Raw genomic sequence first — 21,370 nt, 5'->3', positions numbered from 1 at the left:
CGGGATCGAGCGGCATATCACATCAAGATGTGATTATGGCAAGCAATAATCACATTGAGCGAGAGCGAAGGCTCTGCATCCGGTCGAGATAGCGCGCCAGCACATCGATCTCCAGATTGAAGGCGCGGCCCGGCGTCAGGCTGTCCAGCGTCGTCGCGGCGGCCGTGTGCGGGATGATGTTCAGGCCGAAATGGACGGAGCCGTCCGCCTGATCCTCCACCGTGTTGACGGTCAGCGAGATGCCGTCGACGGTGATCGAACCCTTGGCCGCCAATGCGGAGGCCAGCGCGGCGGGCGCGGCGATGACAAGGCGGGTCGAATCGCCCTCATGCGCGGCGGACACCAAAGTGCCGATGCCGTCGACATGGCCAGTGACGATATGGCCGCCCAACTCATCCCCGACCTTGAGTGCGCGTTCCAGGTTGAGGCGGCCGCCCTGGTCCCACAGGCCCGGCGCCGTGCGGGCGACGGTTTCGGCCGACAGGTCGACCGCGAACCAGTCGGCGCCCTTCTCCACCACCGTCAGGCAGGCGCCCGAACAGGCGATGGACGCGCCGATGGCGACCGATTCCATGTCATAGGCGCAGCCGATCACCAGCCGCAGGTCGCCGCGCTGTTCATGGGTACGGATGGTGCCGATGTCGGTGATGATGCCGGTGAACATGAGGAGCGCCTTGCTTGTGTTCCGTTGGCCGCGCCCGGAAGGGGTGGGGCTTTCGGGGTGATCTAGGCGTTCCGGCTGCGGAGGTAAACCTCCAGCCGATCATCGCCCAGCCGCCGCTCGTCGTCGAGCCGCCAGCGGCCATGCGCGCCAGCCAGATCGGTCAGGCCGATGTCGCCCATCCCGGCAAGCCCGGCGCCGATCAGGATCGGCGCGCGATAGAGCAGCAGGCGGTCGACCAGATCGGCGCGCAGGAAGGCGGCGGCGGTCTGTGCCCCCCCCTCGACCAGCAGATGGTCGACATGCGGCAGGGCGGCGATGTCTTCCGGCGCGGCAATGCTATCCCACCCCTCAGGCGCGTCGCCATGGCTGAGCAGCACGCGCCGCGGCGAGCGGTCCTCCAGGCCGGCCAGGCGCACATCCAGCCGGGGCGCGTCGGTGCGCAGCGTGCCGCCGCCAACCAATATGGCGTCATGCCGTGCCCGTTCCACATGGGCATGGGCACGGGCGTCCGGACCGGTGATCCAGCGGCTGGACCCATCGGCCAGCGCGATGCGGCCGTCGAGCGACAGACCCAGCTTGAGCGTCACGGCCGGGCGGCCCAATGTCTGGCGCAGCACGAAACCGCGCATCGCAGCGGCGGCTTCCTGCGCCATCAGCCCCATTTCGACCACGATGCCGCGCTTGCGCAGCCAGGCGGCGCCCTGCCCGTCGGTGCGCGGATCGGGATCGCGCAGGGCGATGACGACGCGGCGGACCCCTGCCCGCGCCATCAGGTCGGCACAGCGCGGACCGCGCGGGGAAAGGTGGAAACAGGGCTCCAGCGTCACATAGGCGGTGGCGCCGCGGGCGCGGTCCATGGCCTCCTCAAGCGCCTGCGCCTCGGCATGGGGGCGACCGCCCTTCTGCGTCCAGCCGCGCCCGACCACATGCCCGTCCTTCACGATCAGGCAGCCGACATTGGGATTGGGCGTGGAAAGGCCGCGTCCCCGTTCGGAAAGTGCGATGGCGGCGGCCATGAAGCGCCGATCCTGAGCGGGATCGGCGGGGGGCAGGACGCTTTTGGATCGGGCGCTCAGGGCTGGGCCGCCCCGCTCTGGGCTGCTCCGGGGACGGATTTCTCCGCAGCCTCGGCCTTGGCCAGCCGGGCGTCGAGCTGGGCGTTGATCTGCTTCAATGCTTCCTTGCGGCGGGCGGTGTTGCGGGCCTCGTCCTTCTTCCAGTCGATGCCGAAAATATCGGCCACGCCCTGCATTTCCTTCTGCTTCTTCTCGATCGCCGCCTCCCGCTTGGCGAGGTCGATCTTCTGCTGGAGGATGATCGCCGCGTCGGACCGGCTGGAGTCCCAGCTCTGGACATAGAAGATCTGGTTGCGCGTCGGCATGGTGTTGGTGTTGGCGTCGACGATGAAGGCCCAGATGATGACCCAGGTGACCGCGACGGACAGGCCGAGCAGCGGCCATTTATGAGGCCGGTTCTCACGAAAATAGCTCCACAGGTCGCTCATCGCGCTCTTGGGAGACACCGGACGGGGGAAGATCGCCATCGCGCCGATATAGGGTAAGGCGGGGCCGGATGCAAAAGCGCTGTTGCTGTCCGTCATGATTTCCGGCCCCTTCCTGTTGGATTTCAGACGTCTGCCAGGCGGAAATGGACGGTCAGCACCTTGGTCGAACTGACCGGCACGCCATCCCGAGTCGCCGGGCGGAAGCGCCATTTGCGCAGGGCATGGCGCTGGGTGGCGATCCAGAAGGCCTCGTCCGCCGCCGACAGCCGCTCTATGTCGGTGACGCGCCCGTCGGGGCCGATGGTGACGCGGACCACCACCTTGCCCTCCATCCCCTGCCGGATCATCGCACCGGGATAGTCGGGCTGGAACGCGGCCAGCGCGCGGGGATCGATGGTGGCATCGGCCAGCACCGGTTCGGGCGTCGGCGGGACTATGGGCGGCATGATCGTGCCCGTGCCGGAATCGCCGGCGGCCATGCCATCATCGGCCTTCGTCGTGAAGCCCGTCGTCGGCGGCGGGACGACGGGCTTGTCCACCACGGTCGGATGGGATTTGGTTCGGGGCAGGGGTTTGGAGTCGTTTTCCGGCTGCTGCTGTTCCGGGGGCGGCGGCGTATCGTCCACCGGATAGGTCAGCAGCGGCGGTGGATCGCGGAAGACATCGACCACTTCCTTGGGCATCAGCAGATAGGCCCCGACCACCAGCGCATGGACGGCGATCGCCCCGCCTATGCCGAAGGAAGATCGGTTGCCGCCGCTATAGCCGGAAACCTGAGCCTGCCCACCTGCTGTCCGCAACGTCATCAGTCGCATATCGCACCCTCCTGTCATGCGATCCTTCCCGGATCGACATGTCATGTTACAACATATTTCCATGATATGTTGCAACATTAATTTTTGGGCATTCTCAATGCTGACCGCCCAAGGTGCTGCTTCAAATTGCCCGAGAGCGCTTGCCGGATTTTGGTAATTGGCGAGAAGAGGCGAATTGGGCGGATTGACCCAACCCGCCCCGCGCTGCAGATCAGAAGGAAAAGTTCAGCGAGAAGGACGCGACATTGTCATTGCTGTCGTCGGCGTCCGGGCGGAAGCCGTGCTGGTGCAGATAGCCGATCTCCGCATTCACATTCTTCGCCACGGGGGTGGTGATGGCGATCAGGTTGCGCATCCGCTCCTCTCCCTGAACCCGCTGGAAATTGGTGGTGTTGAAGTCGATGAAGCTCTCATGGCTGAGGAGCAGCGCGGTCCTGCCGCCTTCCCTGAACGGCAGCACATATTTGACATAGGGACGCAGCCGCCAGGCGGTGCCGTCGATCCCCTCGCGCCAGCGCTCCTCCAGCCGGAGGCGCGCGCTGAGCTGGCCGGGTCCGATCTTCACGATATTGTCGAAGGTGACCTGCTGGCGCCCGCGATGCTCCATCACGGAAAAATGGCCGGCGTCATATTGCGGGTCATGGGTATAGCCCGCCCAGACCGTCACCTTCTTGCCGATCCTGTAGCCGACCAGCGAATTCATCTCGACCTCGTACAGCCCGTCGCGATCGTTGCTGAACCGGGCGACGACCTCTTGCGAAAAGCGCCAATGATCGCTCAGCTTTACCGTCGCGTTCGCCGTGGTCCAGAGCTGTTCGTCCTCGCTGGCATGCGCCACGGCCGGGACGGCCAGCAGGGCAAGCGCGGGCAGCAGCTTGTGGGTCAGTCGCATGAAGTCAATCTCCCCTCGCCATCGTGGCGGACGCGGGCGAACTATGACCGATGCGTTACATTCATGTGACTATCTCATTTCTAATTTATGACAATCTCGCCCGACGCCGAACCGTTCGGCCCGCTATAGCGCGCGGTTCGACGTCGCAGGCCCGGTTTCAGGCCGGATTATGGTCCTTCAAAAAGGCGTCGAGCCGTTGGAGGAATTCCAGCCGATCGGCCTGGCGGGAAAAGAAATGGTCGGCCAAAGGCTGTTCGACATAAATATAGTCGCGTCCGGCGACCTTGCCTGCCGCCTTCAGCTTCTCCGCCATTTCGCGCGACTGATTCACCTGCACCCGCCGGTCCTTCCTGCCATGCATCAGCAGGATCGGCGTTGAGAATTGCGCGGCGAAATTGATCGGAGAAACGGCGGCGAAATCGGGCGCCTGCTCCTTCATCCAGTCCTTGCGCGAACCATGATTGAGGAAGCGGCGGTCATAGCGCATCATGGCCGAGAGGTCCGACACGCCGGCATAGGAGACCGCGCAGCGATAGCGCGCGCCGTCGCGCTGTGCGCCGCGCATCGCCGCATAGCCGCCATAGGAGGCGCCGACGATGCAGACGCGCTTCGCATCGGCAATCCCTTCCTTCACCGCCCAGTCGACCGCGTCGTTGAGGTCGTCCTGCATGGCAAGGCCCCACTGCCCCTCGCCCTTGTCCGCAAAGGCGGTGCCATAGCCGGAGGAGCCGCGATAATTGGGTTGCAGCACCGCATAGCCGCGATAGGCCAGGAACTGCACCCACCAGTCCCATTCCTCGCTGTCCCGGGCGAAGGGGCCGCCATGCGGCATCAGGATCAACGGCAGACCCTTGGGGTCCTTGCCCGCCGGCACGGTCAGCACCGCCGCGATCTCCAGCCCGTCGCGCGCCTTGTAACGGATCGTCCTGACCGGGGAGAGATGGACGCCGGGCCCGAAATTTTCGCTGATCTTCGACAGGATGCTCATCGCGCCGGCGGCGGTGTCGTAATAATAATAGGTGCCCGGCTGGTCCGCGCTGCCGACATGAACGATCATGCGCTGATGATCCCGGCTGGTGGACACGATCCGGGCGCGGCGATGGGCGCCCACCGCCTTGTCGATGTCGGCCTGGATCTTCGCCAACCCCTCGTCGAACCAGTGCACCCCCGGTCCTTCGGCGGTATAGCGCACCCCGGCGAGGCCGGTGCCGGCGGTGTCGCGTTCGATCCCGTCTATGTCGAAGCCGGGCGCGGCGAAAATCTTCTTGCCCAGTTCCAGCCTTGTCAGGTCATATTCGTACAGCGCGTCAGTACCCTCATGATCGTCGCTGGCAATCGCCTTGCCCGGATCGGCCGTGAACAGCAGCGGCACGACCATGGATTCGTCGCGGCGGCGATTCGCCCGGTCGATCGTGCGGAAACCGGACCGGCCGTCGACGCGATAGAGCAGCTTCGACATGCGCGTCGCATCGTCATAGCCCACACCCATGCGCACCGTGCCGGTCGCATCGGCATACCAGGACATGACATTCTGGCGCGACTGCACCACCGGGCGCATCTTGCCGGTGGCGACATCCACCTCGTCCACCTGCGGCCAGAAGCCGAGTTCACTGCCGAAGATGGACGATTGATAGGCGAGCAGGATGCGCGGCGTGCCATCGCGGGCGACCCAGATGACGTCATCGCCATTCTGCGCCGCCACATTCTTGGCCAGCAGGTTGATCTTCGACCCGTCGCGCTTGATGCTGACGACGCGGCTGATCGACCAGGGCATCCCCTGGACGTTGGCTTCGCTGCCTATGCCCGCGATCAGCCAGTCGTCATTGACCCAACGCCACCAGTTGAGATCGTTTTCCCCCAGTTGCAGGGTGCGGATACGGTTGGGCTCTTCGATGATGGAGGCGATCATCAGCAGCAGTTCGCCATTGCGCGACACCCTGGCGGCGAGGCGCATCCCATCGGGCGAGAGTTGCGGTTCCACCATCATCGGCAGTTCGGCAAAGGCCTCGATCGGCCATTCCTTGCGCGGTACAGGCGCCGTTTGCGCACTGGCCGACACGCAAAGCTGCGCGAGCGCCATGCCCGCGACGACAGAAAGCCCCCTCAATCTTACCCCCATAATATAATGGCCCCGCCTTTCTATAGGGCGGAGCCATTTTCCTGTCTTTCCCTTTTTTAACGGGGCATTACGCGCCGTGCGCCAGGGCGGCCAGCAGCAGCAGGGCGACGATGTTGGTGATCTTGATCATCGGATTGACCGCGGGGCCAGCCGTGTCCTTGTAGGGATCGCCCACCGTATCGCCGGTCACGGCCGCCTTATGGGCTTCGCTGCCCTTGCCGCCATGATGGCCGTCCTCGATATATTTCTTCGCATTGTCCCAGGCCCCGCCGCCGGAGGTCATGGACAGCGCGACGAACAGGCCGGAGACGATGACGCCCAGCAGCAACGCGCCCAGCGCCGCGAAGCCGTTGGGCGTGCCAGCCACCGCGGAGATCGCGAAATAGACGAAAATCGGCGCCAGCACCGGCAGCAGGCTGGGCACGATCATCTCCTTGATCGCGGCGCGGGTGACGAGGTCCACCGTACGGGCATAATCGGGACGCGAGGTGCCCTCCATGATCCCCTTGTTGGTGGCGAACTGGTCGCGCACGTCCTTGACCACGTCGCCCGCCGCGCGGCCCACCGCCGTCATGCCCATCGCGCCGAACAGATAGGGCAGCAGCGCGCCCAGCAGCAGGCCGACGATGACATAGGGGTTGGAGAGGCTGAAATCGACCGGCTCGGTCAGGCCGAGAGCCGAGTTGTAGAATTTCAGATCCTCCGTATAGGCGCCGAACAGCACCAGCGCGGCCAGGCCCGCCGATCCGATGGCATAGCCCTTCGTCACCGCCTTCGTGGTGTTGCCCACGGCGTCGAGCGCATCGGTCTTGACCCGCACGCTGTCGTCGAGATGCGACATTTCCGCGATGCCGCCCGCATTGTCGGTGACGGGGCCATAGGCATCCAGCGCCACCACCATCCCGGCAAGCGCCAGCATCGCGGTCGCGGCGAAGGCGATGCCGATCAGGCCCGCAAGCTGATAGGCGACGATGATGCCGACGACGATCACCAGCGTCGGCAGGGCCGTCGCCTCCAGACTGACGGCCAGCCCCTGGATGACGTTGGTGCCATGGCCGGTTTCCGACGCGCGGGCGATGCTGCGCACCGGGCGGTAGTTGGTGCCGGTATAATATTCGGTGATCCAGACGATCAGGCCCGTGACCGCGAGGCCGACCATCATCGCCCAGAACAGCGCGATGCCGGTGTACCCCCCCGCGCCGTCCAGATCGGCGCCGAAACGGGCGTTGAGGTCGCCCAGCGCGAACTGCGTCACGGCATAGAGCGCCGGGATGGACAGGATCGCGGTGGTCCAGAACCCCTTGTAGAGCGCGCCCATGATCGACTGGCTCGCGCCCAGCCGCACCATATAGGTGCCGATGATCGAGGTGATGATGCATACCCCGCCGACGATCAGCGGCAATGACATCAGGCGCATCAGGAAGGCGTTGTCGACGCCCGTCACCAGCAGCGCGGTCAGCACCATGGTCGCGCCCACCGTCACCACATAGGTTTCGAACAGGTCGGCCGCCATGCCCGCGCAGTCGCCGACATTGTCGCCGACATTGTCGGCGATGACGGCGGGGTTGCGGGGATCGTCCTCCGGAATGCCCGCTTCCACCTTGCCGACCAGGTCCGCGCCGACATCGGCCGCCTTGGTGAAGATGCCGCCGCCAAGCCGCGCGAAGATGGAGATGAGGCTGGCGCCGAAGGCCAGCGCGACGAGGGAGTCGATCACGATCCGGTCGTCGGGCGCATGGCCCGCCGGTCCGGTCAGATACCAGAAGAAGACGCTGATCGCGAGCAGGGCCAGCCCCGCCACCAGCATGCCGGTGATGGCGCCCGCCCGGAAGGCGACGGTCAACCCGCTTTGCAGCGTGCCGCGCGCGGCCTCCGCCGTGCGGACATTGGCGCGGACCGAGATGTTCATGCCGATGAAGCCCGCCGCCCCCGACAGGATCGCGCCGATCAGGAAGCCGACCGCCGATGTCACGCCAAGGAAGAAGAAGACCAGCGCCGCGACGACGACGCCGACCATGGCGATGGTCGTATATTGGCGGCCGAGATAGGCCTTCGCCCCCTCCTGAATCGCGCCCGCAATCTGTTGCATGGTTTCATTGCCGGCGGACGCCGCCAGCACCTGTCGACTGGTGATGAGGCCGTAGAGCACGGCCAGCAGGCCGCACCCTATGGCAATCGTGACAATCTGCATGGATGTTCCTCTCCCCCTGTTATGCCTGTCATCGGCCGCTCCGCAGGGAATGACGGGCGGGCGAAGGGCGTAAGGGCGGGCGGCCGGAACATGCGCTTCCGGCGTCGGGCACCGCGTCAATCAGCATCGTAGCTCACGCACATCATGCGGTCCTACCGGGCTGAGAAAGGTCGGGGGTGAAGCTACAGGGCGGACGGCGTGCGTCAACCCGTTACGATATTAAGGCAAATCAGCCATGTTCCCAGCCGAGCCGGTCCGGCAGCGGGATCGCCACGCCGTCTATCGTCAGCGTCAGTCCCCCGCCCTTGGCGAAGCGGCCGACGGGTATGGCGCGCACGGGCGGCTTCACCGCGGCGGGAAGGGCGAAGAGCAGTTCATAATCGTCCCCCGCCCGAGCCGCGGCGATCTGGACGGCGTTGCTGGCCCCGCGCGTCGCCTCCAGCGCGGGGGAGAGCGGGATATGGTCGATGGTGACGGCAAGGCCGCTCGCCTCCGCCATGCGGGCGGCGTCGATCAGCAGGCCGTCGGACACGTCCATCATCGCATGGACATGGCGGGCGAGCAGCGCGCCCTCCGCCAGACGCGGACGCGGGCGGCGATAGGCCTCCACCAGCGGCCCCGAAGCGCCGGGCATGTTCCTGAGCAGGTCGAGGCCCACGCCCGCATCCCCGACAGGACCGGTCAGATAGAGCCGGTCGCCGACCTTCGCGCCGCTCCGCGCCGGGATCGGGCCTGTCGCTTCGCCCAGCGCGGTCAGGCTGTAGCTGCGCGGGGCGCCCCTGGGCATCTGCACCGTGTCGCCGCCCAGCAAGGGCATGGCATGGCGGCCAAGCGCCTCGCCCAATCCTTCAAGGAAAGCCGCGTCCCAGGCGTCGTCGCCGGACAGCGCATAGTTGAGCAGGCAGCCGACCGGCTTCGCGCCCTTGGCAGCGAGGTCGGACAGGTTCACGGCGGCCAGTTTCCAGCCGATGTCCGCGGGCGGATCGGCCGGCAGATAATGCACCCCCTCCACCATCGTGTCGCTGGTGAGGATCAGGCGGGCGCTGCCGATTTCGAGGACCGCCACATCGTCCCGCAAGCCCTGGGCGGCAGGATCGTTCGCCAGCAGGCGGAGAAGGGTCAGGAAACGGGATTCAGCGGACATTGAAATGAAATCCGTTCACCCTGAGCTTGTCGAGCCGAAGGCCGGCGAAGCCAACGGCTTTTTCTTCTTTTTAAGGAAGTGAAGGGCTTCGACAAGCTCAGCCCGAACGGATATTTTCTGTTCCTATTTCCGCACATCCTTCGCCACGGCGTCCAGCAGCCCGTTCACGAAACCCGCCTCGCGCTTGTCGTAGAAGGCATGGGCGACATCGACATATTCGCTGATCGCCGTGCCGGTCGCCACATCCTTGCGGGCGAGCAATTCATAGGTGCCGGCGCGCAGGATCTGCCGCATCGGCTTGTCGAGCCGCTCCAGGCTCCAGCCCTTGGAGAGCCGCGCCACGATCAGTCCGTCAATCTCCTCGCGCCGCCGGTCCACGCCCTGCACGACATCGTCGAAGAAGCTTTCCTCCGCCTGCGCATAGGTGACATCCTCTATGGTCGCGCCCAGGCGGTGCTGGTGGAATTCATGCAGCAGCAGGTGGAGCGGCGTGCCCTCCATCTCAAGCTGGTAGAGCGCCTGCACCGCGGCGAGGCGCGCGGCGGAGCGGGATTTGGAGCGGTCGTTCATAGTCTTTCCATAACCGTTCGGGCCGAGCCTGTCGAAGCCCTTTGCCGAACGCAGCGAGGGGGGAAATTATTTCAAACGCAGCGCCACCGATGCAGCATGGGCCGGAAGCCCCTCCGCCTCCGCCAGCGCGACGGCGGCCGGGCCGATGGCGTCGATAGCGTTCTGATCGAGGCTGAGGAAGCTGGTGCGCTTCATGAAGTCCAGCACCGAAAGGCCGGAGGAGAATCGCGCCCGGCGGCCGGTCGGCAGCACATGGTTCGGCCCGGCGACATAATCGCCCACCGCTTCCGGCGTCATCCGGCCCAGGAAGACGGAACCGGCATGGCGCACCTGCTTGAAGAGCGCGTCGGGATCGTCCACGGCCAGTTCCAGATGCTCGGCGGCGAGGCGGTCGACCAGCGGCATGGCTTCCTCGAAGTCGCGCACGACGATGATCGCGCCATTGGCGTTCCAGCTCGCGGTCGCGACCGCGTGCGTGGCGAGCAGGGGCAGGCGCTTTTCCACCGCCGCCGCGACCGCATCGGCAAAGGCCGCATCGTCGGTGAACAGGATCGACTGGCTGGTCGGGTCATGCTCCGACTGGCTGAGCAGGTCGGCGGCGATCCAGTCGGCATCGTTCTTCCCATCGGCCACCACGACGATCTCGGACGGGCCCGCGACCATGTCGATGCCGACCACGCCGTAAAGCTGGCGCTTCGCCTCCGCCACCCAGGCGTTGCCGGGGCCAGTGATGACGTCGACCGGCCTGATCCGGTCCGTGCCATAGGCCAGCGCCGCCACCGCCTGCGCCCCACCGACGCGCCAGATCTCCTCGATCCCGGCGATGGCGGCGGCGGCCAGCACCAGCGGGTTGATCTCGCCATGGGGGGTGGGCGTGACCATGGCGATGCGCTCGACGCCCGCGACCCTGGCGGGGATGACGTTCATCAGCAGCGAACTGGGATAGGCCGCCCGCCCGCCCGGCACGTACAGTCCAGCCGCATCCACCGCATTCCAGCGCGCGCCGAGACGGACGCCCGCCGCATCGACGCCGTCGCTGTCCTGCGGCTTCTGCTTCTCATGATAGGCCGCGATCCGCGCCGCTGCGAGTTCCAGCGCGTCGCGCAATTCGGTCGAAAGGCCGTCCAGCGCCTTGCGGCATTCGGCGGGTTCGACCGCCCAGCCGCTGACGTTCAAATCATGCCGGTCGAAACGGCTGGTATAGTCGGCCAGCGCCGCGTCGCCCTCGGCGCGCACGCGCTTCAGGATCGCGGTGACGTCGCGCGACACATCCTCATCGGCCTCGCGCCGGGCATCGACCAGGGCGGCGAAGGCGGCTGCGAAATCGCTGTCGGCGGTGGAAAGGCGGAAGGTCATCGGCCCCATCCTCCTTCCGTCATCCCCGTGGAGGCGGGGGTCCATCTCCCATAAGAAGCGCCAGGCACAACGCTGGGGAGGTGGGTTTCCACCTGCGCGGGAATGACGGTGAGGGAATCACGCCGCATCCTTCGCCCCCACGGCCTTGCGGAACGCCTCCACCAGCGGCACCAGTTCGGCCGAGCGCATCTTATAAGCGGCGCGGTTGACGATCAGACGCGCCGACACCTGCATGATGATATTGGTCTCGACCAGGCCATTGGCCTTGAGCGTCGCGCCCGAGGACACCAGGTCGACGATGCGGCGGGACAGGCCCAGCGAGGGCGCCAATTCCATCGCACCGTTGAGCTTCACGCACTCCGCCTGAATGCCCCGCGCCTCATAATATTTGCGCGTGAGATAAGGATATTTGGTCGCGACCCGCACATGGCTGAGCGCTGCCTCATCCTCGTCCGCCAGGCCGACGGGTTCGGCCACCGACAGGCGGCAATGCCCCATGTCGAGGTCGACCGGCGCGTAAATCTCCGAATAATCAAACTCTTCCAGCACGTCCGATCCGACGATGCCGATCTGCGCCGCGCCATGCGCGACGAAGGTCGCCACGTCGAAGGCGCGCACGCGGATGATCGCCACGTCCGGCCGGTTGGTGGCGAAGCGCAGCGCGCGGCTCTTCTTGTCATGGAACTCCGCCTCCGGCTCGATACCGGCCTGGGCGAGCAGGGGCAGCGCCTCATCGAGAATGCGGCCCTTGGGGATGGCGAAGGTGAGCGGACGAGTCATGACGCGCGGGCCTTACTTGCGAAAGCCTGAAAGAACAAGGTCGCGCAGGCCCACCCCCAACCCCTCCCGCCTGCGGGAGGGGAGCGAGACTTGCCATGCCGCAGGCGTAGCTTAGTCGCAGCGGGGAGGGGCTTACGCTGCCTCCGCCAGCGCCGCTTCCGTCGCGGCGATCCAGCCGCCGCCCAGCACCCGGTCCCCGGCATAGAGCACCGCCGCCTGCCCGGGCGCGACGCCATATTCGGGCGCGTCGAAGACCAGCCGCTCGCCCTCCAGCCGGGCCGGGACGGGTTTGGCCATGGAGCGCACCTTGGCCGTCAAGGGCCCGGAAAAATCCCCGCCCAGCCAGTTGATGTCGCTCAGCCTTGCCGCCGAAACCGCGAGCGCCGCCTTCGGTCCGACGATCACCCGCCGCGCCTGCGCATCCAGCCGCACGACATAGAGCGGTTCGGCCTGGCCGCCGATCTCCAGCCCTTTGCGCTGGCCGACGGTATAGTGGATCATCCCCTTGTGCGTGCCCATCACGCGGCCGTCGATATGGACGATGTCGCCGCCCTCATCGGCATCCGGCCGCAGCTTGCGCACGATCTTCGCATAGTCGCCGTCCGGCACGAAGCAGATGTCCTGGCTGTCGGGCTTCATCGCCACCGACAGGCCCAGTTCGGCCGCGATTTCCCGCACCTGCGGCTTGGGCAGGCCACCCAGCGGGAAGCGCAGATAGTCGAGCTGCACCTGAGTCGTGGCGAAGAGGAAATAGCTCTGGTCCCGCGCCGGATCGGCGGCGCGATGCAGTTCGGCGCCCTGCGCTCCCTCCACCCGACGCACATAATGGCCGGTGGCGAGACAGTCGGCGCCCAGATCGCGGGCTATTGCAAACAGATCGGTGAACTTCACCCCCATATTGCATTTCACGCAGGGGATGGGCGTGCGCCCGGCCATATATTCGTCGGCAAAATCAGCGATCACCGAATCCCGGAACCGGCTTTCATAATCAAAGACATAATGGGCGATGCCGATGCGGTCCGCGACCGCCCGCGCGTCGCGTATGTCCTGCCCGGCGCAGCAGCTTCCCGTCCGCCCCACCGCCGCGCCATGATCGTAGAGCTGGAGCGTGACGCCGATGGTCTCCGCCCCCGTGCGCGCGGCGAGCGCTGCGACGACGCTGCTGTCCACGCCGCCGGACATGGCGACGACGATGCGCCGCGCATCGAGCGGCTCGTTGAGCTGGAACTGGGGCTGCATGCGCGCGCATATAGTCGCCCGCCCTTCGGGGTGCCAGACGAATTCAACGTTTCGTCGCATTCCATACCCCATTTTGGGGGCAAATTTACCGGACCTTATCCTTTGCTCCGTAAACCGCTCTCCCATGGATCTGGGATTCCTCAGGACGGGCGGGCTCAAGGCCGGCTTCGTCAAGCCTTCGGGCCGGCGGCGCGTGCCGGTCTGGCCGTCCTTGCGGGCCGCTTCGGCGGCGGCGCAGGCGGCCAGCCCCACCGCGCAGGCGGTCGCAGGCGTCCTGCGGGGGCAGGAGATCGAGGGAGACTGGGTTCAGGAACTGGCCGATATTCTCGCGCCACGTTCCGGCGGCAAGATCGAGGCCGTGGGGCTCGCGGGCAGCTTTAACCCGTTGATCGCGAACCGTTTAAAGGTGGGGAAAGGATGATGAAGGGGGCGTTTACCGTGGCGCTTTAGGGCCTGTTCAGGGCTTGAAGCGCAAACAGGCAAGCACTGCTGAAATCGGCAACGCCAGTGCCGCTTATTGAGGGTGATAATGATCGAAAACCAGAAAATCAGACCTGCACAGGTCGTCGGGCCGCTTGGAGAACCCCTGACTCTGGAAAGCCTGCCGCCCGTCGATACGACTCGCTGGGTCGTGCGCCGCAAGGCTGAAGTCGTGGCGGCCGTGAACGGCGGCCTGCTGACCGTGGACGAAGCCTGCGCGCGCTATTCGCTGACGCTGGAGGAATTTGCGAGCTGGCAGCGCGCCGTCGACCGTTCGGGCATGCACGGCCTGCGCGTGACGCGCATCCAATATTACAAGTCCCTCTACGAACGGCAGCAGAAATACTGATCATCCGTTTCAGCAATGAAGGGTCGCACAGGAAGGCCGCCGGATATGTCATCCGGCGGCCTTCTTCTTTGTCAAGTGCGAAAGGGAACGTAACGCCGACTTCTCCGTTGAACAGATCAGCCCACCCGAAAGGGGCTATGGTCCAAGGAGAGTGAGAAATGGGCATCATCTTGTGGCTCGTTGTCGGCGGCATCATCGGCTGGCTTGCCAGCATGGTCATGCGGACCGACGCACAACAGGGCATCCTGCTGAACATCGTCGTCGGCATCGTCGGCGCGTTCATCGGCGGCCTGATCTTCAGCGGCGGTTCGATCAATGACGGCCTGACGCTTTACAGCTTCCTCGTGTCGCTGGTCGGCGCCATCATCCTGCTCGCGATCGTCAATCTGGTCCGTCGCGGTTCGGTCCGCTAAACAGCGCCGGAGAGGATCAAAAGGGCCGTGCCCCGAAAGGGCGCGGCCCTTTTTTGCGTTCAGCCCCGCCCGGAGAAGAAGCGATAGAGCGCCAGCACGCCGATCGCCCCCAGCACCGCCGCGATGAAGCTCGCCTGCTCGCCGGGCGCATAGACGCCCAGCAGCCGCCCGACATAGCCCGCCAGCAGCGCGCCGGCGATGCCCAGCAATATGGTGACGACGCAGCCGCCCGGATCGCGCCCGGGCATGACCAGCCGCGCGATGGCACCCGCGAACAGGCCGACCATGATCCATCCGAGCAATTCCATCGCCGCCCTCCAGCCGCCATACAGGGCATAGCGCCATAGTCGTGCCGCTTTGGCAAGGGCCCGCAGGCGCGGCGGAAGGGCTTTGCCGTCCTCCGCACCGCCGTGATAATGGGGGCTTGAGCCGGGTGATGTATTCATATAATACAGCAACCCGAACGGCGCCTATGGCCGAAAGATGGGTTCAGGATGAATTACGAAACTTCATTGGTCGGCGACGCTCCGGCAAATGTCCTTGGCGAGCAGGAGGAACGCTCCGTCTGGCGCCGTCGGCTGACGATCGGCGCCGTGATCGCGATCATCCTGATCGCCGCCGCCACCTGGGTCAGCATGCACGGCAAAGGGGCGGAGGCGCCCGCCGGCGCCGTGCAGGCGCCGGTCGTGACGGTGATCAGCCCGGGCCGGTCGACCGTATCGAACACCGTCAGCGCCACCGGATCGCTCGCGGCGCGGGTGGAGATGCCGGTGGGCGTGGTCGGGGAAGGCGGCGCGGTGACGCGCGTGCTGGTCCAGCCGGGCGACTGGGTGCGCGCCGGCCAGGTGCTGGCGACGGTCGAACGCTCCGTCCAGACCGAGCAGATCCGCTCCCTCGCCGCGCAGGTGGAGGTCAACCGCGCCGACGCCAAGCTGGCGCAGGCGCAGCTCGACCGCGCCCGGGCGCTGGTGTCGCGCGGCTTCATCAGCCAGGCCGACATCGACCAGCGCACCGCCACCCGCGACGCCGCCAATGCCCGCGTCAGCGTCGCCGTCGCGCAGCTGGCCGAACAGCGCGCCCGCACTGGCCGCCTCGACATCCGCGCGCCCGCCGCGGGCCTGGTGCTGACCCGCGCGGTGGAACCTGGCCAGATCGTGAGTTCGGGCAGCGCCGTGCTGTTCCGCATGGCGAAGGGCGGGGAGATGGAGATGCTGGCCCAGGTCAGCGAGGGCGATCTGGCCGCGATCCGTCCGGGCAACAGCGCCACCGTGACCCCGGTCGGCGGCACGGCGCAATTTGCCGGGCGCGTCTGGCAGGTGTCGCCGGTGGTCGACAATCAGACCCGGCAGGGCATCGCCCGCATCGCCATCCCCTATAATCCGGCGATCCGTCCGGGCGGCTTCGCGTCCGCCGCGATCGTCAGCGGCACCGGCTCCGCGCCGATGCTGCCGGAATCGGCGGTGCAGAGCGACGAGAAGGGCAATTTCGTCTATGTCGTCAACGGCCGGGACGAGGTGCAGCGGCGCGACGTCAAGATCGGTCAGGTGACCGATGCGGGCGTGTCGATCCTGAACGGCCTCAACGGCGACGAACGCATCGTGGCTTCGGCCGGCGCGTTCCTGACGCCGGGGCAGAAGGTGAAGCCGGAAGCCGGCAAGTCGAAATGAAGCGGCGGGATGCGTCTGACCGGCGCATCCACCGGCAGGCGAGGAAGCCGTCATGAGTTTTCGTAATATCTCCGCCTGGGCCATCCGCAACCCGGTGTCGCCGATCGTCCTGTTCGTCGCGCTGCTGCTGGCCGGTCTGGTCAGCTTCAGCCGGATGGACGTCAACCAGAATCCCGACGTCAGCTTCCCCATGGCCAGCGTCGTCGTGCGCCAGCCCGGCGCCGCGCCGACGGAGCTGGAGACGCAGGTGACGCAGCGCGTCGAGGCCGCCGTGCGCGGCATCAGCGGCGTGGACGAGATCACATCCTGGGTGTCGGAGGGCGAATCCAACACCAATGTGCAATTCCAGATCGGCACGCCCGTCGACCGCGCCGTCAACGATGTGAAGAACGCCGTCGACCAGATCCGCAGCGACCTGCCCGAAGGGATATTGGAGCCGCAGGTCAGCCGGGTGGACATCGACGGCGGGCCTATCGCCTATTTCAGCGCCGAAGCGACCGACATGACGCTGGAGGAGCTGTCCTGGTATGTCGACAATACGGTGGCGAAGCGGCTGCTGGCCGTGCCGGGCATGGCGGCGGTCAAGCGCGGCGGCGGCGTGTCCCGCGAAATCCGCGTCATATTGGACCCGGCCAAGCTGCAGTCGCATGGCATCACGGCGTCCCAGGTCAACCAGCAGCTTCAGCAGGTGAACCTCAACGCGGCGGGCGGCCGCACCGAAATCGCGGGCGCCGAACAGGCGATCCGCGTGCTCGGCAACGCCCGCGACGCCTATGCCCTGGGCCAGACCCAGATCGCCATTTCCGGCGGCCGCACCGTCAAGCTGGCCGATCTGGCCGACGTGCGCGACATGTATGCCGAACAGCGTTCGCTGTCCCTGATGAACGGGCGGCAGGTGACCAGCTTCAGCATGGAAAAGGCCAAGGGATCGTCCGACGTCACCGTCTTCGACGAGGCGATGAAGGTGCTGGACCAGCTCCGGAAGGAAAATCCGAAGGTCCAGTACAAGCAGCTCTACACCAGCGTCGAATATACCAAGGGCCAGTATCACAGCGCCATGCAGGCGATGATCGAGGGCGCTGTGCTGGCCGTCGTCATCGTCTTCCTGTTCCTGCGCGACTGGCGCGCGACCATGATCTCCGCGCTCGCCATTCCGCTGTCCGCGATCCCGGCCTTCTGGTTCATGGACATGATGGGCTTCACGCTGAACGGCATCTCGCTGCTGGCGCTCAGCCTGGTGGCGGGCGTGCTGGTCGACGACGCCATTGTCGAGATCGAGAATATCGTGCGCCACATGCGCATGGGCAAAAGCGCTTATCAGGCCTCCATCGACGCCGCCGACGAAATCGGCCTCGCGGTGCTGGCGACCACCATGGCGATCGTCGCGGTGTTTCTGCCCGTCGCGTTGATGCCGGGCATTTCGGGACAGTTCTTCATTCAGTTCGGCATGACCGTGGTGGTCGCGGTGCTGCTCAGCCTGGCGGTCGCGCGCCTGATCACGCCGATGATCGCGGCCTATTTCCTGAAGGCGCATGGCCAGGAAAGCCATGGCGAGGGCTGGCTGATGGACGCCTATATGGCCGTGCTGCGCTGGTCGCTGGACGAGCGCAAGGCCGTCGCCCATCGCGCCCGGGGCGGCATGGCCCGCTTCACCGCCTGGATTCGCGACCACCGCATCTGGACGCTGGGCATGGGTTTCCTTGCCTTTGTCGCCACGATCTTCGCCTTCGGCACGCTGCCCATGTCGTTCCAGCCAACGATCGACACCGATTTCAGCCAGGTGAAGATCGAAACCGTGCCCGGCAGCACCCTGCAACAGACGACGGCGATCACGCGCAAGGTCGCGGACATGCTCGCCGCCGACAAGGATATGGTAGAGGCCGCCTTTGCCGACATCCAGACGACGGGCGCCGACATCTTCCTGACATTGAGGAAGGACCGGCCCATCTCCTCCGTCGAATGGGAACGCAAGGTCGCGCCCAAATTCCAGCAGGTGGCCGACGCCCGCGTCAATTTCCAGTCGCAGTCGGGCGGCGGCTTCGGCCGCGACATCATCATCATGTTCGGCAGCGACGATCCGGTGAAGCTGGAGGAAACCGCCAACAGGCTGGTGGCGGAAATGGCGGGCATCCATGAAATCCGTGCGCCGCGGGTGGCGGGCGACATGAACCGGCCGGAAATCGTCATCAAGCCGCGCTTCGATCTGGCCGCCAGCCTGGGCGTCACCACCGCCGCGCTCAGCCAGACGATCCGCGTCGCGACGATCGGCGACATCGACCAGAACAGCGCCAAATTCTCGCTGTCCGACCGGCAGATTCCGATCCGCGTGGCGGTCGCGGAAAACAGCCGTCGCGACCTCGCGACGATCCAGAACATGCCGGTGCCCACGGTCAGCGGCGGGTCCGTACCGCTGAAGGTCGTGGCCGACATAGAATTCGGCGCGGGCCCGACGCAGATCCGCCGCTACAACCAGATCCGCCGCATCGTCGTCGGCGCGGACCTGGCGCCGGGCATCGTGACCAGCCAGGCCATGGCCAAGATCGACGCCCTGCCGACCATGAAGGCCATCGCCGCCGGCAAGATACTGGGCGTGCAGAAGCTGAATACCGGCGACAGCAAGTGGCAGGCGGAGATGATCCAGAATTTCGTCATCGCCGTCATTTCCGGCATCATGCTGGTGCTGGCGGTGCTGACGCTGCTCTACAAGCGGCTGATGCCTCCGTTCGTCAACCTGGGGTCGCTGCTGCTGGCGCCGCTGGGCGGGGCGGTGGCGCTGCACCTGACCGGCAATCCGGTGTCCATGCCGGTGCTGATCGGCCTGCTGATGCTGCTGGGCATCGTCGCCAAGAACTCGATCCTCGTCATCGACTTCGCGCTGGAGGAGATGGGCAAGGGCGTGCCGAAGCTGGAGGCGATCATCGACGCCGGGCACAAGCGCGCCCAGCCCATCGTCATGACCACCGTGGCGATGGTGGCGGGGATGGTGCCCACCGCGCTGTCGCTGGGCGGCGACGGCGCATGGCGCGCGCCCATGGGCATCACCGTGATCGGTGGGCTCATCCTCTCGACCGTGCTGACGCTGGTGATCGTGCCCGCGACATTCAGCCTGGCGCTGGGGATCGAGGAATGGGTCGGCCCGCGCCTGGGCCGCCGCCTGCTGACCTACAAGCCCGGCGACAACCGCGCTGCGACGGCGCAACCGGCGGGATAGGGTGGTTTCTGCCTTTCAGCTTTTCTCATAATGCGCCGTGCTCCCGCGAAGGCAGGAGCACGGTTCACCTGAACCGAACGCGAACGCCCGCTATCCGCCCTACCGTGCCAAAGCCGGACGGCGGATCGGCGGTCGGGCTTGCCCGCTCCCGCTCCGCGGGCCTATAGGCCGCGCCATGACCAGCGAACCCTTCCGTTCGCAGCTCGCCGCGCTGGAAAAGCGCGGCCGCCTGCGCAGCCTGACGCCTCGCGCCGGGCGCGACTTCGCTTCCAACGACTATCTCGGCCTGGCGGGCGATCCGATCATCGGTCAGGCCGTGGCCGATGCCGTGGCGCGCGGGGTGCCGGTGGGGTCCGGCGGATCGCGCCTGCTGCGCGGCAACGCGCCCGAACATGAAGGGCTGGAGGCGAAGGCCGCCGCTTTCTTCCGCACCCAGGCGGCGCTGTTCATGGCCAACGGCTTTGCCGCCAATCTGGCGCTGTTCTCCACCCTGCCGCAGCGCGGCGACCTGATCGTCGCGGACGAGCTGATTCACGCCAGCGTCCATGACGGCATCCGCATGTCGAAGGCCGCGGCCGTCTTCGCCCGCCACAATGATGTGCAAAGCTTTGCCGACCTGATCGCCGCCTGGCGGCAGGAGGGCGGCAAGGGGCGGGTGTGGATCGCGGTCGAAACGCTCTATTCGATGGACGGCGACATGGCGCCGCTCGGCGACCTCGCGACGCTGGCGGCCAGGCATGACGCCATGCTGATCCTGGACGAGGCCCATGGCACCGGCGTCTTCGGCCCTTCCGGACGGGGCCTGTCGGCAGGGCTGGACGGGCTGCACAATGTCGTGACGCTGCACACCTGCGGCAAGGCGATGGGCGTGGAGGGCGCGCTGATCTGCGGGCCGCGCATTCTGATCGATTACCTCATCAACCGGGCGCGCGCCTTCATCTTCTCGACCGCGCCGTCGCCGCTGATGGCGGTGGCGGTCTCCGCCGCGCTGGACCGGATCGAGCAGGCGGGCGACCTGCGCGAGCGGCTGAAGACGCTGATGGTCGATGCGGGCGAGAATATCTGCGCGCCGCTCGGCCTGCCAAGCCCGCGCAGCCAGATCGTGCCGGTGATATTGGGCGAGGACCGCCGCGCCATGGCCACCGCCGCCGCCTTGCAGGAGGCCGGCTTCGACGTGCGCGGCATCCGTCCGCCGACGGTGCCGCCGGGCACCAGCCGGCTGCGCATCTCGCTGACGCTGAACGTGGGGCGCGCCGACATCGCCGCCCTGGGGGACATTTTGCGGCGGGTGGCGGCGTGAGCGGCTTCATCGTCACGGGCACCGATACGGACATCGGCAAGACGGTCTTTGCCGCCGGCCTGGCGGGTGCCCTTGGCGCCCATTATTGGAAGCCGGTGCAGGCGGGCGTCGATCCGGAGGGCGACAGGGAGCGGGTCGCCACGCTGTCGGGCCTGCCTCCGGCGCATATCCTGCCCGAGGCCTATCGCCTCACCACGCCCGCCTCCCCCCATCTGGCGGCGCGGATCGACGGGGTGGAGATCGCGCTTGACCGGCTTGCCCTGCCGAAGGTGAACGGCCCGCTGGTGGTCGAGGGCGCCGGCGGCCTGATGGTGCCGGTCAGCGACAGGATGCTGATGATCGATCTGTTCGCGCATTGGGGCCTGCCCGCGATCCTTTGCGCGCGGACGGGGCTTGGCACCATCAACCACAGCCTGCTCAGTCTGGAGGCCCTGCGGGCGCGGGCCATCCCCATCGCCGGCATCGTCTTCATCGGCGAACCGCATGAGGAAAATGAACGGATCGTTCCGCTGCTGGGCAAGGTTCCCAGCCTTGGCCGCCTGCCCTATCTCGATCCGCTGGATGCGGGGCAGTTGCGGACGGCTTTCGCAGCATCGATCCGTCTGCCCGGCTAAAGACCGGTGAGGCAAAGCGGAAAGCGTCCAAGTTTTTCGACAAACGACATGGACATCCTCGC

The 21,370-nt window shown here is 66.4% G+C and carries 20 protein-coding genes; 7 read left to right on the top strand and 13 right to left on the bottom strand.

From position 1 onward, the window contains the following. Positions 1-49 precede the first annotated feature (49 nt). The 12 genes from A0J57_RS14180 to mnmA all read right to left on the bottom strand — a co-directional run bounded on the left by A0J57_RS14180 (position 50) and on the right by mnmA (position 13,274). Positions 50-664: a riboflavin synthase gene (locus A0J57_RS14180; RefSeq protein ID WP_061938665.1), complete on the bottom strand. Its 615-nt coding sequence runs from the start codon at positions 662-664 to the stop codon at positions 50-52. A 62-nt stretch (positions 665-726) separates the two neighbouring features. Then, positions 727-1,716, bottom strand: coding sequence for a bifunctional diaminohydroxyphosphoribosylaminopyrimidine deaminase/5-amino-6-(5-phosphoribosylamino)uracil reductase RibD (gene ribD / locus A0J57_RS14175; RefSeq protein WP_268236559.1), 990 nt, complete (start codon positions 1,714-1,716; stop codon positions 727-729). Positions 1,717-1,736: 20 nt separating this feature from the next. After that, positions 1,737-2,264, bottom strand: coding sequence for a hypothetical protein (locus A0J57_RS14170; protein ID WP_044661207.1), 528 nt, complete (start codon positions 2,262-2,264; stop codon positions 1,737-1,739). A 26-nt stretch (positions 2,265-2,290) separates the two neighbouring features. Next, a complete protein-coding gene (locus A0J57_RS14165) occupies positions 2,291-2,983 on the bottom strand; it encodes an energy transducer TonB (protein ID WP_061938662.1) in 693 nt (230 codons plus the stop codon). Between the two features lie 211 nt (positions 2,984-3,194). Further along, complete coding sequence (locus A0J57_RS14160) at positions 3,195-3,875, bottom strand: DUF2490 domain-containing protein (RefSeq protein ID WP_048576397.1); 681 nt, start codon at positions 3,873-3,875, stop codon at positions 3,195-3,197. Positions 3,876-4,032: 157 nt separating this feature from the next. Continuing rightward, positions 4,033-5,955 carry a S9 family peptidase gene (locus A0J57_RS14155; protein ID WP_173664362.1) on the bottom strand — a complete coding sequence of 641 codons (1,923 nt, stop codon included), beginning with the start codon at positions 5,953-5,955 and terminating at the stop codon, positions 4,033-4,035. Positions 5,956-6,061: 106 nt separating this feature from the next. Then, a complete protein-coding gene (locus A0J57_RS14150) occupies positions 6,062-8,185 on the bottom strand; it encodes a sodium-translocating pyrophosphatase (RefSeq protein WP_061938656.1) in 2,124 nt (707 codons plus the stop codon). 229 nt (positions 8,186-8,414) lie between these two features. Continuing rightward, a complete protein-coding gene (gene thiL, locus A0J57_RS14145; RefSeq protein WP_061938653.1) occupies positions 8,415-9,329 on the bottom strand; it encodes a thiamine-phosphate kinase in 915 nt (304 codons plus the stop codon). A 123-nt stretch (positions 9,330-9,452) separates the two neighbouring features. Beyond that, positions 9,453-9,899, bottom strand: coding sequence for a transcription antitermination factor NusB (gene nusB / locus A0J57_RS14140; RefSeq protein WP_048576400.1), 447 nt, complete (start codon positions 9,897-9,899; stop codon positions 9,453-9,455). A 66-nt stretch (positions 9,900-9,965) separates the two neighbouring features. Continuing rightward, positions 9,966-11,255: a histidinol dehydrogenase gene (gene hisD / locus A0J57_RS14135; RefSeq protein ID WP_061938650.1), complete on the bottom strand. Its 1,290-nt coding sequence runs from the start codon at positions 11,253-11,255 to the stop codon at positions 9,966-9,968. Between the two features lie 117 nt (positions 11,256-11,372). Further along, the gene (hisG, locus tag A0J57_RS14130) at positions 11,373-12,035 is read right to left on the bottom strand and encodes an ATP phosphoribosyltransferase (protein ID WP_061938647.1); all 663 of its coding nucleotides are present in this window, start codon (positions 12,033-12,035) and stop codon (positions 11,373-11,375) included. A 132-nt stretch (positions 12,036-12,167) separates the two neighbouring features. Continuing rightward, on the bottom strand, positions 12,168-13,274 hold the full coding sequence (mnmA, locus tag A0J57_RS14125) for a tRNA 2-thiouridine(34) synthase MnmA (RefSeq protein ID WP_061938644.1): 1,107 nt from the start codon (positions 13,272-13,274) through the stop codon (positions 12,168-12,170). A 124-nt stretch (positions 13,275-13,398) separates the two neighbouring features. Between mnmA and A0J57_RS14120 the strand changes: the two genes are divergently transcribed. The 3 genes from A0J57_RS14120 (at position 13,399) to A0J57_RS14110 (ending at position 14,516) form a co-directional block, all read left to right on the top strand. Beyond that, positions 13,399-13,695 (top strand): hypothetical protein, encoded by a 297-nt coding sequence (locus A0J57_RS14120; protein ID WP_025549749.1) that lies wholly within the window; start codon positions 13,399-13,401, stop codon positions 13,693-13,695. Positions 13,696-13,803: 108 nt separating this feature from the next. Then, positions 13,804-14,103 carry a DUF1153 domain-containing protein gene (locus A0J57_RS14115; protein WP_007687284.1) on the top strand — a complete coding sequence of 100 codons (300 nt, stop codon included), beginning with the start codon at positions 13,804-13,806 and terminating at the stop codon, positions 14,101-14,103. 158 nt (positions 14,104-14,261) lie between these two features. Continuing rightward, positions 14,262-14,516 carry a GlsB/YeaQ/YmgE family stress response membrane protein gene (locus A0J57_RS14110; protein ID WP_025549750.1) on the top strand — a complete coding sequence of 85 codons (255 nt, stop codon included), beginning with the start codon at positions 14,262-14,264 and terminating at the stop codon, positions 14,514-14,516. Between the two features lie 59 nt (positions 14,517-14,575). Here A0J57_RS14110 and A0J57_RS14105 read toward each other — a convergent pair whose 3' ends face one another. Further along, positions 14,576-14,824: a GlsB/YeaQ/YmgE family stress response membrane protein gene (locus A0J57_RS14105; protein WP_025549751.1), complete on the bottom strand. Its 249-nt coding sequence runs from the start codon at positions 14,822-14,824 to the stop codon at positions 14,576-14,578. Positions 14,825-15,010: 186 nt separating this feature from the next. On the opposite strand from A0J57_RS14105, the gene A0J57_RS14100 reads away from it, so the two are divergent. The 4 genes from A0J57_RS14100 to bioD all read left to right on the top strand — a co-directional run bounded on the left by A0J57_RS14100 (position 15,011) and on the right by bioD (position 21,308). Beyond that, positions 15,011-16,183, top strand: coding sequence for an efflux RND transporter periplasmic adaptor subunit (locus A0J57_RS14100; protein WP_025549752.1), 1,173 nt, complete (start codon positions 15,011-15,013; stop codon positions 16,181-16,183). A 52-nt stretch (positions 16,184-16,235) separates the two neighbouring features. Beyond that, entirely contained in the window at positions 16,236-19,394 is a 3,159-nt protein-coding gene (locus tag A0J57_RS14095) for an efflux RND transporter permease subunit (protein WP_061938641.1), read from the top strand. 175 nt (positions 19,395-19,569) lie between these two features. After that, positions 19,570-20,694, top strand: coding sequence for an 8-amino-7-oxononanoate synthase (locus A0J57_RS14090; protein ID WP_061938638.1), 1,125 nt, complete (start codon positions 19,570-19,572; stop codon positions 20,692-20,694). Beyond that, positions 20,691-21,308 carry a dethiobiotin synthase gene (gene bioD / locus A0J57_RS14085; protein ID WP_061938635.1) on the top strand — a complete coding sequence of 206 codons (618 nt, stop codon included), beginning with the start codon at positions 20,691-20,693 and terminating at the stop codon, positions 21,306-21,308. Before A0J57_RS14090 ends, bioD begins: the two co-directional genes overlap by 4 nt. Positions 21,309-21,370 lie beyond the last annotated feature (62 nt).

Origin of the sequence: Sphingobium sp. 22B, assembly GCF_001580035.1 — a bacterium.
Taxonomy (GTDB): domain Bacteria; phylum Pseudomonadota; class Alphaproteobacteria; order Sphingomonadales; family Sphingomonadaceae; genus Sphingobium; species Sphingobium fuliginis.
This window is presented reverse-complemented; position numbering and strand designations above follow the sequence as displayed.